This is a genomic window from Nocardioides sp. Leaf307, assembly GCF_001423135.1.
Taxonomy (GTDB): Bacteria; Actinomycetota; Actinomycetes; order Propionibacteriales; family Nocardioidaceae; genus Nocardioides; species Nocardioides kribbensis.
In genome coordinates, this window is sequence record NZ_LMNY01000001.1 from 1,058,431 (window position 1) to 1,075,583 (window position 17,153).

The 17,153-nt window shown below is 73.1% G+C and carries 13 protein-coding genes; 11 read left to right on the plus strand and 2 right to left on the minus strand.

Annotation, left to right across the window (positions count from 1 at the left end; all coding sequences use genetic code 11):
• The first annotated feature begins 2 nt into the window (after positions 1-2).
• The 3 genes from ASF50_RS04910 to ASF50_RS04920 all read left to right on the plus strand — a co-directional run bounded on the left by ASF50_RS04910 (position 3) and on the right by ASF50_RS04920 (position 2,986).
• Positions 3-1,115 (plus strand): S-(hydroxymethyl)mycothiol dehydrogenase, encoded by a 1,113-nt coding sequence (locus tag ASF50_RS04910; protein WP_056903659.1) that lies wholly within the window; start codon positions 3-5, stop codon positions 1,113-1,115.
• A complete protein-coding gene (locus ASF50_RS04915) occupies positions 1,112-1,753 on the plus strand; it encodes an MBL fold metallo-hydrolase (RefSeq protein WP_235557557.1) in 642 nt (213 codons plus the stop codon). Before ASF50_RS04910 ends, ASF50_RS04915 begins: the two co-directional genes overlap by 4 nt.
• A 90-nt stretch (positions 1,754-1,843) precedes the next feature.
• Positions 1,844-2,986, plus strand: a complete 1,143-nt coding sequence (locus tag ASF50_RS04920) for a B12-binding domain-containing protein (RefSeq protein ID WP_056903661.1) — start codon at positions 1,844-1,846, stop codon at positions 2,984-2,986.
• Here the strand turns inward: ASF50_RS04920 and ASF50_RS19885 are convergent.
• Positions 2,983-4,176, minus strand: a complete 1,194-nt coding sequence (locus tag ASF50_RS19885) for a THUMP-like domain-containing protein (protein ID WP_056903662.1) — start codon at positions 4,174-4,176, stop codon at positions 2,983-2,985. The genes ASF50_RS04920 and ASF50_RS19885 overlap by 4 nt on opposite strands.
• Positions 4,177-4,399: 223 nt before the next feature.
• Between ASF50_RS19885 and groES the strand changes: the two genes are divergently transcribed.
• Together groES and groL are read left to right on the plus strand one after the other, a co-directional pair.
• On the plus strand, positions 4,400-4,693 hold the full coding sequence (gene groES, locus ASF50_RS04930) for a co-chaperone GroES (RefSeq protein ID WP_056864570.1): 294 nt from the start codon (positions 4,400-4,402) through the stop codon (positions 4,691-4,693).
• Positions 4,694-4,787: 94 nt separating this feature from the next.
• On the plus strand, positions 4,788-6,413 hold the full coding sequence (groL, locus tag ASF50_RS04935) for a chaperonin GroEL (protein WP_056863819.1): 1,626 nt from the start codon (positions 4,788-4,790) through the stop codon (positions 6,411-6,413).
• A 98-nt stretch (positions 6,414-6,511) separates the two neighbouring features.
• Here the strand turns inward: groL and ASF50_RS04940 are convergent, their stop codons facing one another.
• Positions 6,512-8,059 (minus strand): hypothetical protein, encoded by a 1,548-nt coding sequence (locus ASF50_RS04940; RefSeq protein WP_156718102.1) that lies wholly within the window; start codon positions 8,057-8,059, stop codon positions 6,512-6,514.
• A 144-nt stretch (positions 8,060-8,203) separates the two neighbouring features.
• Here ASF50_RS04940 and ASF50_RS04945 point away from each other — a divergent pair, with 144 nt between their 5' ends.
• From ASF50_RS04945 to guaA, 6 genes are all read left to right on the plus strand, one after another.
• Positions 8,204-9,091, plus strand: coding sequence for a GNAT family N-acetyltransferase (locus tag ASF50_RS04945; RefSeq protein ID WP_228941736.1), 888 nt, complete (start codon positions 8,204-8,206; stop codon positions 9,089-9,091).
• Between the two features lie 20 nt (positions 9,092-9,111).
• Positions 9,112-10,614 carry an IMP dehydrogenase gene (gene guaB, locus ASF50_RS04950; protein WP_056863821.1) on the plus strand — a complete coding sequence of 501 codons (1,503 nt, stop codon included), beginning with the start codon at positions 9,112-9,114 and terminating at the stop codon, positions 10,612-10,614.
• A gap of 55 nt (positions 10,615-10,669) precedes the next feature.
• Positions 10,670-11,776: a GuaB3 family IMP dehydrogenase-related protein gene (locus ASF50_RS04955; RefSeq protein WP_056863822.1), complete on the plus strand. Its 1,107-nt coding sequence runs from the start codon at positions 10,670-10,672 to the stop codon at positions 11,774-11,776.
• 74 nt (positions 11,777-11,850) lie between these two features.
• Positions 11,851-13,473, plus strand: a complete 1,623-nt coding sequence (locus tag ASF50_RS04960; RefSeq protein ID WP_056863823.1) for a succinic semialdehyde dehydrogenase — start codon at positions 11,851-11,853, stop codon at positions 13,471-13,473.
• Entirely contained in the window at positions 13,473-15,200 is a 1,728-nt protein-coding gene (locus tag ASF50_RS04965) for a GMC family oxidoreductase (protein ID WP_056903664.1), read from the plus strand. Before ASF50_RS04960 ends, ASF50_RS04965 begins: the two co-directional genes overlap by 1 nt.
• A gap of 279 nt (positions 15,201-15,479) precedes the next feature.
• The gene (gene guaA / locus ASF50_RS04970) at positions 15,480-17,072 is read left to right on the plus strand and encodes a glutamine-hydrolyzing GMP synthase (protein WP_056903665.1); all 1,593 of its coding nucleotides are present in this window, start codon (positions 15,480-15,482) and stop codon (positions 17,070-17,072) included.
• Positions 17,073-17,153: the final 81 nt, after the last annotated feature.

A 17,153-nucleotide genomic window follows, 5' to 3' on the forward strand; every position in this document is an offset into this window, starting at 1 on the left:
CCATGCAGCAGGTGAAGGCCGTCGTCGCACGGGCCAAGGGACAGCCCGTCGAGGTCACGACGATCAACGTGCCCGACCCCGGGCCGGGCGAGGCCGTGGTCAAGATCCAGGCGTGCGGGGTGTGCCACACCGACCTGCACTACCGCGAGGGCGGCATCAACGACGACTTCCCGTTCCTGCTCGGCCACGAGGCCTCCGGCGTCGTCGAGGCCGTCGGCGACGACGTCACCTCGGTGGCCCCCGGCGACTTCGTCGTGCTCAACTGGCGCGCGGTGTGCGGCCAGTGCCGCGCCTGCGAGCGCGGCGAGCCGCAGTACTGCTTCGCCACCCACAACGCCACCCAGAAGATGACGCTGGCCGAGGGCGACGACGCCGGCACCGAGCTCAGCCCCGCGCTGGGCATCGGCGCCTTCGCCGAGAAGACCCTGGTCGCGGCCGGCCAGTGCACCAAGGTCGACCCGTCGGCCCGTCCGGCCGCCGTCGGCCTGCTGGGCTGCGGCGTGATGGCCGGCATCGGCGCGGCGATCAACACCGGCGCCGTGGGCCGCGGCAGGTCGGTCGCGGTCATCGGCTGCGGGGGCGTGGGCGTGGCCGCGATCGCGGGCTCCGCGCTGGCGGGCGCGAGCCCGATCATCGCCGTCGACATCGACGCCGGCAAGCTCGAGACCGCCAAGGCCCTCGGCGCCACCCACACTGTCGACTCCTCGACCACCGACCCGGTGGAGGCCATCAAGGAGATCTGCGCCCAGACCTACGCCGGGGCCGAGGGCGCCGACGTCGTCATCGAGGCCGTGGGCCGCCCGGAGACCTGGAAGCAGGCGTTCTACGCCCGCGACCTGGCCGGCACCGTCGTCCTGGTCGGCGTGCCGACCCCCGACATGACCGTGCCGGAGATCCCGCTCATCGACGTCTTCGGCCGCGGCGGCGCACTGAAGTCCAGCTGGTACGGCGACTGCCTGCCCAGCCGCGACTTCCCGATGCTCGTCGACCTCTACCAGCAGGGCCGGCTCGACCTCGACGCCTTCGTGACCGAGGAGATCGGCATCGACGACGTCGAGGCCGCCTTCGCCAAGATGCACGACGGCGGCGTGCTGCGCTCGGTGGTGATCGTGTGAGCGGCGCTGCCGGGGGAGTGCGGATCGACCACGCCGTCTCCAGCGGCACCTTCAGCCTCGACGGCGAGACCCACCAGGTCGACAACAACCTCTGGGTCGTCGGCGACGACACCGAGTGCGTCGTCATCGACGCCCCCCACTCGGTCGACGACATCCTGGCGCTGGTGGGCGAGCGCACCGTGCGGGCGATCCTGCTGACCCACGCCCACGACGACCACTCGCGGGTCGCGCCGGCCCTGCGCGAGCGGGTGGTGGCGCCGATCATGCTGCACCCCGACGACAAGCCGCTGTGGGACCTCACCCACCTCACCGAGGACGGCGAGGGCCACCTGTGGGACGTCGACCTCGGCGACGGCTTCGAGATCCTCGTCGGGGGCACGGTCCTGCGGGCGCTGCACACGCCGGGCCACGCCCCGGGGGCCGTGTGCTTCCACGCCCCGGCGCTGGGGTGCGTCTTCACCGGCGACACCCTCTTCCAGGGAGGTCCGGGGGCCACCGGTCGCTCCTACAGCGACGAGGACGTCATCAAGGCCTCGATCCGCGAGAAGCTCCTCGCCCTGCCCGACGAGACCGTGGTCCACACCGGTCACGGCGACGACACCACCATCGGCGCCGAGCGCGCCGGCCTGGCGGGCTGAGCCCGCTCCACCCGCGGCCCTCGCCCGCTCGGGCGAGGGCCGCCAGGGTCGGCCTGGGTAAAGTCGTGAGGTCCCCCCAGGAGGTGCACGGTGCAGCAGCAGGTGCAGCACGACCCCGGTCCCGACCCGGCGACCGACGCGAGCGGTCCCCCGTCCCAGGACGCGACGACGACCCTCCCCCCGGTGGCCCTCGCCCCGGTCGACGACCCGGAGTGGGAGTCGGCGTGGACCACCTACTGGGCCGCGCTGGAGACGGGCGACCGCCACGGCGCCCTGGCCGTGGTGCGTGAGCGCCACGAGGGCGGGGCCGCCCCCATGGAGGTCATCGAGCGGCTCGTCGTGCCGGCCCAGGCCCGCATCGGCGACCTCTGGCTGACCGGTGGGTGGAGCGTGGCCCAGGAGCACCAGGCCACCGCGATCAACGAGGGCCTCGTGCACTGGCTGGGCTCCTTCGCCCCCGAGGCCGACCCGTCGGCGCCGCTGGTCATCGTCTCCTGCCTCGAGCACGAGCGCCACGCGCTCCCGGCGCTCATCGTGGCCGAGTCGCTGCTGCTCGCGGGCTACCGCGTCACCTACGTCGGCGGTGACCCCGAGCCCGCCGGGCTCCTGCACGACATCCTCAGCCTCAAGCCCCGGGCGGTGCTCTTCAGCGCCTCGCTCACCTCCTCGCTGGCCGGGCAGAAGTCGCTCTTCAGCTCCATCCGGGCCATCGGCATCCCCGTGGTGGTGGGCGGCCAGGCCTTCGGGGGCGACGAGACCCGCGCCCTCGCGCTCGGCGCGACCGCCTACGCCGCCACCCCGGGCGAGGCGGCGCGGGTCATCGACGCCCTCCCGTCACGGGTGCCGCAGACGGGTCCCGCCGAGGCCGGGCCCGCCGACGTGGAGGCCGCCTGGATCGCCGACTACCACCACGAGATCGCGCCCTACGTCGTGCGCGCGATCGCCGCCCGCCACGACGTCGCGGTCGGGGCGCCCTCCAGCGCCCCCGACTGGTGGACCGACTTCCCGGGCTACGTCGACCACGTCCTCGGCTGCCTCGCCGCCGCCCTCGTGGTCGGCGACGAGACCATCATGATCGAGGTGCGCGACTGGCTCGAGCGCGTGCTCGAGGCCCGCCGCGCCCCCGACGGCCTGGTCGCCGAGGTGTGGGGCCTGCTGGCCGAGCCGCTGCGCGGCCACCCCCTGGCGCGGGTCCACCTGGCCGGGGCGGCGCCGGGGCACGCCCCGGGCTAGAGCGGGCGCACCAGCAGCGCGGTGCCCTCGCCGGCCACGCGGGTCATCACCAGGGTGGCCTCGCCGTCACCCTGCAGCGCGAGCCGCTTGCGCAGCTGCTCGGGCACCACGTCGACGCCGCGCTTCTTGATGGTCAGCCGACCCACGCCCCGCTCGCGCAGCGCCGCGCGCAGCTGCTTCTCGCGGTAGGGCAGCTCCTCGAGCACCTCGTAGCCGCGCGCGAACGGCGTACGGGTCGCGGAGTCGGAGGTGAGGTAGGCGATGTGGGGGTCGAGCAGGCCCGCGCCGTCACCGGCGTGCGCCGCGGCGACGGCGGTGACGAGCCCGGCGCGCACGACGGCGCCGTCGGGCTCGTAGAGGTAGGCCCCCAGGGACCGCACGGGAGCCCCGGGGTCGTCCTCGTCGGTGAGCGTGGCCAGGCCGCCGTCGCCGATGACGGTGGCCCGGCGGCGGGTGGTGGCCAGCCGGCCCGCCCACAGGGCGGCCTCCTTGACCTCCCCGTGGTCGCTGACCCACTCGGCCTCGACGCCCTCGGGCACGAGGTCGTGGGGGATCCCGGGCGCGACCTTGACGCACGCGTCGCGGCGCAGCAGGCCCTCGACCAACGACCAGGGCGGCGTCCAGTCGTCGACGTCGAAGGTGCGACCCCGTGCGGTGCGCCGCGCCGGGTCGGCGAAGGCGACGTCGAAGGGGGAGGTGTCGACCGTGGTGGCGTCGGCGACGACGGTCGCGCCGTCGAGGCCCAGCGCGGCCAGGTTGGCCCGCGCGACCTCGACCCGCACCGGGTCGAGGTCGACGCCCGCGCAGACGATGCCGGCCCGGGCGCCCGCCATCAGGTCCCCGCCGATGCCGCAGCCCAGGTCGACCAGCGAGATCGCCTCGAAGGCGCGCAGCCGGGCCGCGCGGTGGTCGGCGACGGCGCGACGGGTCGCCTGCTCCAGGCCGTCGGGGGTGAAGTAGAGCAGCCGGGCGTCCTCTCCCAGCTTGGCCTCGGCGCGGCGGCGCAGCGTGGCTTGGGTGAGCGCCGCGGCGACGTGGGCGGGGTCGGTCCCGGGGTGGCGCCGGCGCAGCGAGGCCGAGACCCGCAGCGGGTCCGGCGTCGCGGGCCCGGCCTGCAGGACGGCCACCGCCTCGGCGAGCAGGGCCTGGCCGTCGTCGGTGAGCAGCCACCGCAGGTCGTCGAGGTCCATGGCCGCGATCCTGTCAGGCCGTCCGGGTGCCGCCGCAGCCGCGGGGGACCCCGGCCCTGGCACTCAGGGTGAGCGAGTGCTAGTTTCTGGGTTGGCACTCTCCCCGTGAGTGTGCCAGCCACCCGCAGCGCAGCGCGACCCCCGCGACGGCGTGCCACGCGAGCGGTGGACCCAGACGTGCACCACCCGCCATCAAGTAGTGACGAAAGTGGAGGTCGACATCGTGTCGGTCAACATCAAGCCCCTCGAGGACCGCATCGTCGTCAAGACGCTCGAGGCCGAGCAGACCACGGCTTCCGGCCTGGTCATCCCGGACACCGCCAAGGAGAAGCCCCAGGAGGGCGAGGTCGTCTCGATCGGCCCCGGCCGCATCGACGACAAGGGCAACCGCGTCCCGCTCGACGTCGCCGTCGGCGACAAGGTCATCTACAGCAAGTACGGCGGCACCGAGGTCAAGTACGCCGGCGAGGAGTACCTCATCCTTTCCGCCCGCGACGTCCTCGCCGTCGTCTCCTGACGCACCTGGCATCCCGGCTGGCAGCGCTGCTGCCGGCCGGGTCCAGTCGCGTCAGGGCCAGTGCTTGAAAGCCTCGTGCTTCTAAGGAGAACGCATGCCCAAGATTCTTGAGTTCGACGAGAGCGCCCGCCGCGCCCTCGAGCGGGGCGTCGACGCCCTCGCCAACGCCGTCAAGGTGACGCTCGGCCCCAAGGGCCGCTACGTCGTCCTCGACAAGAAGTGGGGCGCGCCGACCATCACCAACGACGGCGTGACCGTCGCCCGTGAGATCGAGCTCGACGACCCCTTCGAGAACCTCGGCGCGCAGCTGACGAAGGAGGTCGCCACCAAGACCAACGACGTCGCCGGTGACGGCACCACCACTGCCACCGTGCTCGCCCAGGCCATGGTCCACGAGGGCCTGCGGGCCGTCGCGGCCGGCGCCAACCCGATGGGCCTCAAGCGGGGCATGGACCTCGCCGCGGCCGCCGTCGGCGACGCCCTGCGCGACGCCGCCCGCGAGGTCGACTCGGTCGAGGACATGGCCTCCGTGGCCACGATCTCGAGCCGTGACAAGGTCATCGGCGACCTGCTCTCGCAGGCCTTCGACAAGGTCGGCAAGGACGGTGTCATCACCGTCGAGGAGTCCAACTCCATGGGCACCGAGCTCGACTTCACCGAGGGCATGCAGTTCGACAAGGGCTACCTGTCGCAGTACTTCGTCAGCGACCCCGAGCGCATGGAGGCCGTCCTCGACGACCCCTACATCCTCCTGCACCAGGGCAAGATCTCGGCGATCGCCGAGCTCCTGCCGCTGCTGGAGAAGGTCATCGCCGCCGGCAAGCCGCTCTTCATCCTCGCCGAGGACGTCGAGGGCGAGGCCCTCTCGACCCTGGTCGTGAACAAGATCCGCGGCACCTTCAACGCCGTCGCGGTGAAGAGCCCCGCCTTCGGTGACCGCCGCAAGGCGATGATGCAGGACATCGCGACGCTGACCGGTGGCGAGATCGTCGCCCCCGAGGTCGGGCTCAAGCTCGACCAGGTCGGCCTCGAGGTGCTGGGCCAGGCCCGCCGCATCGTGGTCACCAAGGACAACACCACCATCGTCGACGGCGCCGGCGACGCCGCCGCCGTCGAGGGTCGCGTGAACCAGATCAAGGCCGAGATCGAGAACACCGACTCCGACTGGGACCGCGAGAAGCTCCAGGAGCGCCTCGCCAAGCTGGCCGGCGGTGTCTGCGTGATCAAGGTCGGCGCCGCCACCGAGGTGGAGCTGAAGGAGAAGAAGCACCGCATCGAGGACGCCGTCTCCGCGACGCGCGCCGCGATCGAGGAGGGCATCGTCGCCGGTGGCGGCTCGGCCCTCATCCACGCGGTGTCCGTGCTCGAGGGCGACCTCGGCCTCACCGGCGACGAGGCCGTCGGCGTGCGCATCGTGCGCAAGTCGGCCGACGAGCCGCTGCGCTGGATCGCGGAGAACGGTGGCGTCAACGGCTACGTCGTCACCACCAAGGTCCGCGAGATGGGCGTCGGCAACGGCTACAACGCCGCCACCGACACCTACGGCGACCTGGTCGCCCAGGGCGTGCTCGACCCGGTCAAGGTGACCCGCTCCGCGCTGGTCAACGCCACCTCGATCGCGGCGATGCTGCTGACGACCGAGACGCTCATCGTCGAGAAGCCCGAGGACGAGGACGACGCCCCCGCGGGCGGCGGCCACGGCCACGGGCACGGCCACTGAGCCGCTAGGCACCACCTGCTCCACCGGCGGCGCCGGGTCCCTCACGGGGCCCGGCGCCGTCGTCGTCGGTGCCGGGCCCGGTCGGCAGGCCGGTCAGGTCACCCGCAGTCGGGCGCGACCGCCGGGCGCTCGACGCCGCGGAGCAGCCACACGGTCCGACCCGTGTCGCCGCAGCCCGCACCGTGCGCGACGTACTCGCTCCCGACGAGGTCGGCGAGCGCCGCACCGCCGGCCGGGCTCCACGTGGTGAAGTCGACCCACTCCACGATCCACGTCGGACGCTCCGGTCCGGCGACCACCGCGGCGAGCTCGGCGAGGTCGGGGTCGAGGGTGCGCATCGGCAGGCTCCACAGGTGCTCGTACGGCGAGGCCATGCCGCTCGCCAGCTGGAGGTCGGCGCGCCCCCCGAAGACGACCATCGTGTCGCCGGGAGCGGCGGCCCGCCCGACGGCCTGCCCGGTGCGCACCTCGTCGAACTCCTGCAGCCCGCTGGCCTGGATCACGACCCACCCCAGCAGGCAGACGACGGTGGAGGCGGCCGCGCCGAGGATCACCGCCCGCATGCGCAGGCCGCGCCGCGACCCGTGGCGCACCAGCAGGGCGGCGCACAGCGCCGTGGCCGGGAGCAGGGCCAGCAGGTAGTCGCGCCAGAAGCTGCCGCCGAGCACCAGCGCGGTGACGTCGAAGAGGACCAGGGTGGCGGTCGCGGCGGTGAGGGCGGGGTCGCCGGCCCACTCGCCACGCACGTGCACCACGAAGCCGGCGACGATGAGCAGCATCCCGGCCCCGACGGCGCTCAGCACGAGGGTGGCCAGCCGCGTCGCGGGCTCGCCGGTGGCCTCGCCGGCCAGCGCCACGGCGGCGTCGGAGCGGAAGCCGTAGACGGCGTACCAGAGCACGTCGAGGCGCACGCCCTGCGACCACGCCCACGCCACCGTGGCGGCGACGGGGGTGGCGGCGCCCGCCAGCCCGGCGAGCGCGAGGCGGGCGAAGGTGCCGGGGGCGACGGCCCGGGTGAGCAGGGAGGCGAGGAGGAGCGCGCCGGCGAAGGCCAGGCCGCCGGCGAGGTTCTGCTTGAAGCCGACCGCGGTGCAGGCGAGCACGCCGGCCAGGAAGGCCAGGGCGGCCGAGTCGCGCCGCAGGGCGAGCAGCGAGAGCCAGCAGCCCGCCATCACGAAGGGCACGCCGAGGAGCTCGCCCTTGACCGCGACGGCGTCGATGAGCGTGTTGGCGCTCATCGCGGCCACCGCGACCGCCACCCACCCGGCGGCGCGCTCCCCGGCCACGAGCCGGGCGGTGCGGGCCGCGGCCACGACCAGCAGGGCGGCGGCCAGCGCGCCCAGCACCCGGATGAACAGCGGCCCCCCGAGGAGGTCGGAGAGCCGGAAGACCTCGATGAGCAACGGGGGCCGGTCGACGAAGTAGCGTCCGTAGACGCTGTCGGGGGAGGGGTCCCAGGAGCGGGCGACCAGCAGGAAGCCGGCCTCGTCGGCCCGCACGGGCCGCGAGAGACCGGGCAGGCGCAGCAGCACCACGAGCACGGCCGCCAGCGGCACGGTCCAGCGTGACTCGACGGCCGCGCCGACGCGGTGCACCACGCGGTGGACCACGGACGGCGCCAGCGCGCGCGCAGGTGCCGTCGTCATGGGCGACAGCCTCTCAGGCCGGGGGCCGCCCACGTCGCACCGCAACGCTGCGAGCAGCCGTTGCACGCCCGAAACATCCCCGATCCCTCCCGGCAACGCGCGACGGCGAGCGTGGGCGACATGCTGTGGAGAGTGCGCACGACCATGCCCGACCGTCCCGGCGGGCTCGCCCGCCTGGCCCAGCGCTGCGGCGAGGCGGGGGTCAACATCCTGGGTCTGCAGATCTTCCCGGGCGCCGACGCCGTGACCGACGAGCTCGTGATGCGCACCCCCGAGGGCTGGGACGTCCACGACCTCGCGCTGCTCGTCGAGGGGTCGGGGTGGACCTACGTGTCGGCGACCCCGTGCTCGGCCGCCGCCCTCTCCGACCAGCCGACCCGCTACGTCCAGGCGGCGCGCACGATCCTGGCCCGCCCGACCTCCTTCCCCGAGGTGGTCGCCCGCCTCTTCGACGCCGAGTCCGACCCCGCGCCGGGTGACGGCCCGCCGCAGGACTCCCTGGAGCTGACGGTGGGCGACGTGCAGGTGCAGGTGCGCCGGGCGGCGCCCTTCACCGAGACCGAGCGCGCCCGCGGCGCGGCCATGGCCGACCTGGTCAGCGACGTGCTCCAGCGCAGCCGCGAGTCGGCGGCCATCGGCACGACCAGCCCGGGCCGGCGCCTGGGCGGCGGGGCGACCCCGGAGTACGCCGTGGACGGTGCCTCGGTCTCGGCCGTGCTCGACGGCGTCGTGGTGGGTCTGGCCACCGTCCACGACCCGGTGCCCGGTGACGACGGGGCGGTGGTGCGCCCGGTGGCGCTGCGGGTCGACCCCGGCTTCCAGCGCCGCGGCATCGGCACGCGCCTGCTCGTGGACGCCTCGAGGCTGGCCCACATGCTCGGCGCCGACGAGATCCTGCTCACCACCCGCTCCGACAACCAGGCGGTGCTGCCGATGGTGCTGGCCGCGGGCATGCGGGGGCGGATCAGGATGGCCGCCGACGTGCTGAGCGTCAGGGTCCCCGTGCGCGACCTGAAGCCGCTTCCCGGCTGACCCGCGGTTAGGCTTGGGGGGTGGAGCTCCCTGACAAGTTCGCCGCCCTCGGGCTGACCTACGACGACGTCCTGCTGCTGCCCGGTCACTCCGACCTGGCGCCGGCCGACATCGACACGACCTCGCGGCTGACCCGCGAGATCTCGCTCAAGGTCCCGCTCGTGAGCGCGGCCATGGACACCGTCACCGAGTCGCGCATGGCCATCGCCATGGCCCGCGAGGGCGGCCTCGGCGTGCTCCACCGCAACCTCTCCATCGAGGACCAGGCCTACCAGGTCGACCTCGTGAAGCGCACCCAGACCGGCATCATCTCCAACCCCGTCACCATCGGCCCCGACGCGACGCTGGAGGACCTCGACCGCATCTGCGGGGAGTACCGCGTCTCCGGCCTGCCGGTGGTCGACACCGACAACCGCCTGCTCGGCATCATCACCAACCGCGACCTGCGCTTCACCCCGGTCGCGGAGTGGGCGACGACCAAGGTCGACGAGATGATGACGCCGATGCCGCTCATCACCGGCCACGTCGGCATCTCGCGCGACGACGCCACGCTGCTGCTGCGCAAGCACAAGCGCGAGCGGCTCCCGCTGGTCGACGACGCGGGCCGCTTGGCCGGCCTGATCACCGTGAAGGACTTCGTCAAGGGCGAGCAGTTCCCCCACGCCTCCTACGACGGCGCCGGACGGCTCATGGTCGGCGCGGCCATCGGCTACTTCGGCGACGCCTGGGAGCGGGCCACCACCCTGGTCGAGGCCGGGGTCGACGTGCTGGTCGCCGACACCGCCCACGGCAACGTGCGCCTCCTGCTCGACATGGTCGCGCGCCTCAAGGGCGACCCCGCGACCCGCCACGTGCAGGTCATCGGCGGCAACGTCGCGACCCGCGAGGGCGCCCAGGCCTTCGTCGACGCCGGCGCCGACGCGGTCAAGGTCGGCGTGGGCCCGGGCTCGATCTGCACCACCCGCGTCGTGACCGGGGTCGGCGTGCCCCAGGTGACGGCGGTCTACGAGGCCTCGCTGGCCTGCGCCCCCGCCGGCGTGCCGGTGATCGCCGACGGCGGCATGAAGCACTCCGGCGAGATCGCCAAGGCGATCGTGGCCGGGGCGGAGTCGGTCATGGTCGGCTCGCTGCTGGCCGGCTGCGAGGAGTCGCCCGGCGACCTGGTCTTCGTCAACGGCAAGCAGTTCAAGGCCTACCGCGGCATGGGCTCGCTCGGCGCGATGTCGAGCCGCGGCAAGAAGTCCTACTCCAAGGACCGCTACTTCCAGGCCGAGGTCACCAGCGACGACCAGATCGTGCCCGAGGGCATCGAGGGCCAGGTGGCCTACCGCGGTCCGCTCTCGGCGGTGGCCCACCAGCTCATCGGCGGGCTCAACCAGTCGATGTTCTACGTCGGTGCGCGCACCATCCCCGAGCTGCAGGACAAGGGCCGTTTCGTGCGGATCACCTCGGCCTCGCTCAAGGAGAGCCACCCCCACGACGTCCAGATGACCGTCGAGGCTCCGAACTACACCGGCCGCTGATCCGCCGGGCCTCCTGCACGTCGGGGCCCCGGCGCACCTCTAGTAGCCTTCCCCGGTGACCGAGATCGAGATCGGCCGGGCCAAGCGCGCCCGGCGTGCCTACTCCTTCGACGACATCGCGATCGTGCCCTCGCGGCGCACCCGCGACCCCGAGGAGGTCAGCACCCACTGGCAGATCGACGCCTACCGCTTCGACCTCCCGGTGCTCGCGGCACCCATGGACTCGGTGATGTCGCCGGCGACCGCCGTCGCGCTGGGTCGCCTCGGCGGCCTCGGCGTCCTCAACCTCGAGGGCATCTGGACCCGCTACGAGGACCCCGAGTCGCTGCTGGCCGAGGTCGCGGGGCTGGAGGGCGTCGACGCCACCCGCCGGATGCAGGAGATCTACGAGGAGCCGATCAAGCCCGAGCTCATCACCGAGCGGCTGCGCGAGGTGCGCGAGGCCGGGGTGACCGTGGCCGGCTCGCTGTCGCCGCAGCGCACCAAGGAGTTCGCCAAGGCCGTGGTCGACGCGGGTGTCGACATGTTCGTCATCCGGGGCACGACGGTCTCGGCCGAGCACGTCTCCAGCCAGGCCGAGCCGCTGAACCTCAAGGAGTTCATCTACGAGCTCGACGTGCCGGTGATCGTGGGCGGCTGCGCGACCCACCAGGCCGCGCTGCACCTGATGCGCACCGGTGCCGCCGGCGTCCTGGTCGGCTTCGGGGGCGGGGCCGCCCACACCACCCGCACCGTGCTCGGGATCGCCGTGCCCATGGCCAGCGCCGTGGCCGACGTGGCCGCGGCGCGCCGCGACTACCTCGACGAGTCCGGCGGGCGCTACGTCCACGTCATCGCCGACGGGTCGATCGGCCAGTCCGGCGACGTCGCCAAGGCCATCGCCTGCGGGGCCGACGCGGTCATGGTCGGCTCTCCCTTCGCCCGCGCCACCGACGCGCCGGGCCACGGCTTCCACTGGGGCACCGAGGCCCACCACGCCGAGCTGCCGCGCGGTCGGCGCGTGCAGTTCGAGACCGTCGGCACCCTCGAGGAGATCCTCTTCGGCCCGTCGCGGGTCGCCGACGGCACGATGAACCTCATCGGCGCCCTCAAGCGCTCGATGGCGACCACGGGCTACACCGACGTCAAGGAGTTCCAGCGGGTCGGGGTCGTCATCGGCTGAGGCGTGAGAAGGCTTTCCCGGCCGAGAGCTACCGAAGGGTAGTCGCGGAGACCGCAGTCACATACTCTCGGTACATGAACGCCGCGAACCCCAGTCCGGCCGGCGGCCCGCTCGTCGAGGGCCCGCACGACCCCGAGCACGACCCGACCGCGTCCTACGCCCTCGAGCCCGACTACGTCGCCTCGCTGACCCAGCGCGTCCTGGCCACCTCGGGGGAGACGGTGCAGGTGCACTCGCCCCTCGACGGGGCGCCGCTGGCCCACCTGCCGCAGTCGAGCGAGGCCGACGTGGCCGAGGCGTTCGTCCGCGCCCGCCGGGCCCAGGTCGCCTGGTCGCGCACGAGCCTGGAGCACCGCTCGGCGATCCTCATGCGGCTGCACGACCTCGTGCTCGACCGCCAGGAGGAGATCCTCGACCTGATCGTGCTGGAGTCGGGCAAGGCCCGCAAGCACGCCTTCGACGAGCCCCTGCACATCGCGCTGACGGCGCGCTACTACGCCCGCACGGCCCACGACCACCTCGACACCCGGCGCAGGGCCGGCGTGGTGCCGGTGTTGACGCGGGTCGAGGTCAACCGGGTCCCCAAGGGGGTCGTCGGCATCATCTCGCCGTGGAACTACCCCTTCACGATGGCGCTGTGCGACGGCCTGCCGGCGCTGATGGCCGGCAACGCGGTCGTGGCCAAGCCCGACAGCCAGACCATGCTCACCGCGCTGCTGGGCGCCCAGCTGCTGGAGGAGGCCGGCTTCCCGCGCGACCTGTGGCAGGTCGTCTCGGGGCCGGGCTCGGTGGTCGGCACGTCGATCATCGCGAAGTCCGACTACGTCTGCTTCACCGGCTCGACGGCCACCGGCACCCGCGTGGCCCAGGCCTGCGCCGAGCGGCTCATCGGCTGCTCGCTGGAGCTCGGCGGCAAGAACCCCATGCTGGTGCTGCGCGACGCCGACGTGGAGCGCGCCGCCGAGGGCGCCGTGCGCGGTGCCTTCTCCAACGCCGGCCAGCTCTGCGTCTCGATGGAGCGGCTCTTCGTGGCCGACCAGGTCTACGACCGCTTCGTGGAGCGCTTCGTGGCCCGCACCCAGGCGATGACGCTGGGGGCCACGCTGGCGTGGGAGAACGACATGGGCTCGCTGATCTCCGCCGACCAGCTCGAGACCGTCACCCGTCACGTCGAGGACGCCGTGGCCAAGGGCGCCCGCGTGCTCACCGGCGGACGGGCCCGCCCCGACCTCGGCCCCTTCGTCTTCGAGCCCACCATCCTCGAGGGCGTGACCCCCGAGATGACCTGCTTCGGCCAGGAGACCTTCGGCCCGGTGATCTCGCTCTACCGCTTCCACGACGAGTCCGACGCCGTGGCCCGGGCCAACGACGGCGACTACGGCCTGAACGCCTCGATCTACAGCCAGGACGGCGCCCGCGCCCGTGAGCTGGCCCGTCGGGTGCGCTGCGGCACGGTCAACGTCAACGAGGCCTTCGCCGCGACCTTCGCCAGCGTCGACTCCCCGATGGGCGGCATGCGCGCCTCGGGCATGGGCCGGCGCCAGGGCAGCGAGGGCATCCACCGCTACACCGAGTCGCAGTCGGTCGCCACCCAGCGGCTGCTGCGGTTCTCGCCCGTGCTGGGCATGTCGGAAGAGACCTACGCGAAGGTGATGACCCTCAACCTCCGCCTGATGAAGAAGCTGGGGCGCGCCTGATGGGCAAGCACGTGGAGCACGACTACGACGTCCTGGTGATCGGCAGCGGCTTCGGCGGCTCCGTCACCGCGCTGCGACTGACCGAGAAGGGCTACAAGGTCGGCGTCATCGAGGCCGGGCCGCGCTTCGAGGACGACGACTTCGCCTCCGGCACCATGGACCTCAAGCGCTACCTGTGGGCCCCGGCCCTGGGGATGTACGGCATCCAGCGCATCGACGCCGTCCGCGACACCCTGATCGTGGCCGGCGCGGGGGTCGGCGGCGGCTCGCTGGTCTACGCCAACACCCTCTACGAGCCCCTCGAGCAGTTCTACGCCGACCCGCAGTGGGCCTCGATCACCGACTGGCGCGAGGAGCTCGCCCCCTACTACGACCAGGCCAAGCGGATGCTCGGCGTGGTCGAGAACCCCGTGCGCACCCCGGCCGACGAGGTCATGGAGAAGGTCGCCGGCGACATGGGCGTGGCCGACACCTTCCACCCGACGCCGGTGGGGGTCTTCTTCGGCGGCCCCGGCCAGGAGCCGGGGGAGAAGGTCGCCGACCCGTTCTTCGGGGGCGAGGGCCCCGACCGCAACGCCTGCCTCAACTGCGGCGAGTGCATGTCGGGCTGCCGCCACAACGCCAAGAACACCCTGGTCAAGAACTACCTCTACCTCGCGGAGAAGAAGGGCGCGCGGGTCATGCCGCTGACCACAGTGACCCGGGTCAGCCCCCGCGAGGGCGGCGGCTACGACGTCGCGGTCAAGTACACCAAGGCCAGGCGCGCGACCGCCCGCACGACCCGCACCCTGACCGCCGAGCACGTCGTCTTCGCCGCCGCCTCGCTCGGCACCCAGAAGCTGCTGCACCGGATGAAGGACGAGGGCCACCTGCCGGGGCTCTCGGACCGGCTCGGCTACCTCTCGCGTACCAACTCCGAGTCGATCCTCGGCGCGATCGCGCCGGCCTCCGACCCGACCGACTACTCCTACGGCGTCGCCATCACCTCCAGCTGGCACCCCGACGAGCACACCCACATCGAGCCGTGCCGCTACGGCAAGGGCTTCAACACCATGGCCATGATGCAGACCGTCCTCACCGACGGCGACGGCGAGGGCCCGCGCTGGCGCACCTGGCTCAAGGCGATGTGGACCGAGAAGGCCAAGCTCCTCGAGCTCTACGACCTGCGCCACTGGTCGGAGCGCACCGTCATCGCGCTGGTCATGCAGAGCCTCGACAACTCCATCACCACCTACGGCAAGCGCGACCGGCTCACCGGGTGCTGGCGGATGACCTCGCGCCAAGGTCACGGAGCGCCCAACCCGACCTGGATCCCGGTGGCCAACGAGGCCGTGCGCCGCATCGCCGGCGTGCTCGGCGGCACTGCCGGCGGCAACATCGGCGAGCCGTTCAACATGCCGCTCACCGCCCACTTCATCGGGGGCTGCGCCATCGGCGAGAGCAGCGAGACCGGCGTCGTCGACCCCTACCAGCGCGTCTACGGCCACCCCGGCCTCCACGTCGCCGACGGGTCGGCGATCAGCGCCAACCTCGGGGTCAACCCGTCGCTGACGATCACCGCCCAGGCCGAGCGGGCGATGGCGCTGTGGCCCAACAAGGGCGAGGCCGACCGCCGCCCGCCGCTGGGGGCCGGCTACGAGCGCGTGGCCCCGGTCGAGCCGCGCTCGCCCGCCGTACCTCCGCAGGCGCCGGCGGCGCTGCGGCTGCCGATCGTGGGGGTCAGCTGAGGGTGCCTGTCTAGACCGCGCGCGGTTCTGGAAGGAAGTCCTGTCAGCCCCGTAACCCGGCCTCGGGGGGCTCGTTGAGGTGAGCAGACCCGGCAGTCATGCTCCCTCCCAAGGCCGGGTCAGTGGTCCAGGCGCTGTCCCACAGAGGCGTGGACGATCAGGGCCCGGCCAACCCTCCCTCCCCGGCCGGGCCCTGGTGCATTTCCCCCTCCTGCGCACGCTCGTCCGGGGCCGAGACCGGCGCGACGGCACGGTGCCGGGCCTCGATAGGCTGGGTCCATGAGTGACGAGACGCCCGGGCTGCCCGACCACGACCTCGTGCTGGTGGTCGACTTCGGCGCGCAGTACGCCCAGCTGATCGCCCGCCGCGTCCGCGAGGCGCGGGTCTACTCCGAGATCGTGCCGCACCACGTGCCGGTGGCCGAGATGCTCGCGCGCCGGCCGAAGGCGATCATCCTCTCCGGCGGTCCCTCCTCGGTCTACGCCGAGGGTGCGCCGAGCATCGACGCCTCGCTGTTCGAGGCCGGCGTCCCGGTCTTCGGGATGTGCTACGGCTTCCAGCTGATGGCCTCCGGCCTGGGCGGCGAGGTCGCGCGCACCGGCGCGCGGGAGTACGGCCGCACGGCCGTCTCGGTCGCCGAGCCCGGCACGCTGCTGGCCGACGTGCCCGCCGAGCACACCGTGTGGATGTCGCACGGCGACTCCGTCACCGCCGCCCCCGCGGGCTTCTCGGTGCTGGCCTCCACGGCCACGACGCCCGTGGCGGCCTTCGAGAACGTCGACGCCGGCTTCGCCGGCGTGCAGTGGCACCCGGAGGTGCTCCACACCGAGCACGGCCAGCAGGTGCTCGAGCACTTCCTCGTCGACATCGCCGGCTGCCGCCAGACCTGGACCATGGTCAACATCGTCGAGGAGCAGATCGAGTCGATCCGCGCGCAGATCGGCGAGCGCGGCCACGCGATCTGCGGGCTCTCCGGCGGCGTCGACTCCGCCGTGGCCGCCGCGATCGTGCAGCGCGCGATCGGCGACCGGCTGACCTGCGTCTACGTCGACCACGGCCTCATGCGCCAGGGTGAGACCGAGCAGGTCGAGCGCGACTTCGTCGCCGCCACCGGCGTCGACCTCAAGGTCGTCGACGCCGAGCAGCGCTTCCTCGACGCCCTCGCCGGCGTCACCGACCCCGAGGAGAAGCGCAAGGTCATCGGCCGCGAGTTCATCCGCGTCTTCGAGGCCGCCGAGGCCGAGGTGCTGGGCGAGGCGGTGAAGGAGACCGGCGAGACCGTCGCCTTCCTCGTGCAGGGCACGCTCTACCCCGACGTCGTGGAGTCCGGCGGGGGCGCCGGTGCCTCCAACATCAAGAGCCACCACAACGTGGGCGGACTGCCCGACGACCTCGAGTTCGAGCTCGTGGAGCCACTGCGCACGCTGTTCAAGGACGAGGTGCGCCTGGTCGGCGAGCAGCTCGGCCTGCCCCCCGAGATCGTATGGCGCCAGCCCTTCCCCGGGCCCGGCCTGGGCATCCGCATCATCGGCGAGGTCACCCGCGCCCGCCTCGACCTGCTGCGCCAGGCCGACGCCATCGCCCGCGAGGAGATGACCGCCGCCGGCCTCGACCGCGACATCTGGCAGATGCCCGTCGTGCTGCTCGCCGACGTGCGCTCCGTCGGCGTCCAGGGCGACGGCCGCACCTACGGCCACCCGGTCGTGCTGCGGCCGGTCACCTCCGAGGACGCCATGACGGCCGACTGGGCGCGCCTGCCGTACGAGGTCATGGAGCGGATCTCCACCCGCATCACCAACGAGGTCGAGGAGGTCAACCGGGTCACGGTCGACATCACCTCGAAGCCCCCGGGCACCATCGAGTGGGAGTGAGGGTCGTGGTCGCGAGGCCGCACCGTGCTGCCGGATGGATCGCGTCCCTGGGCGCGGCGGTCCTGCTCCTGACCGGGGCGC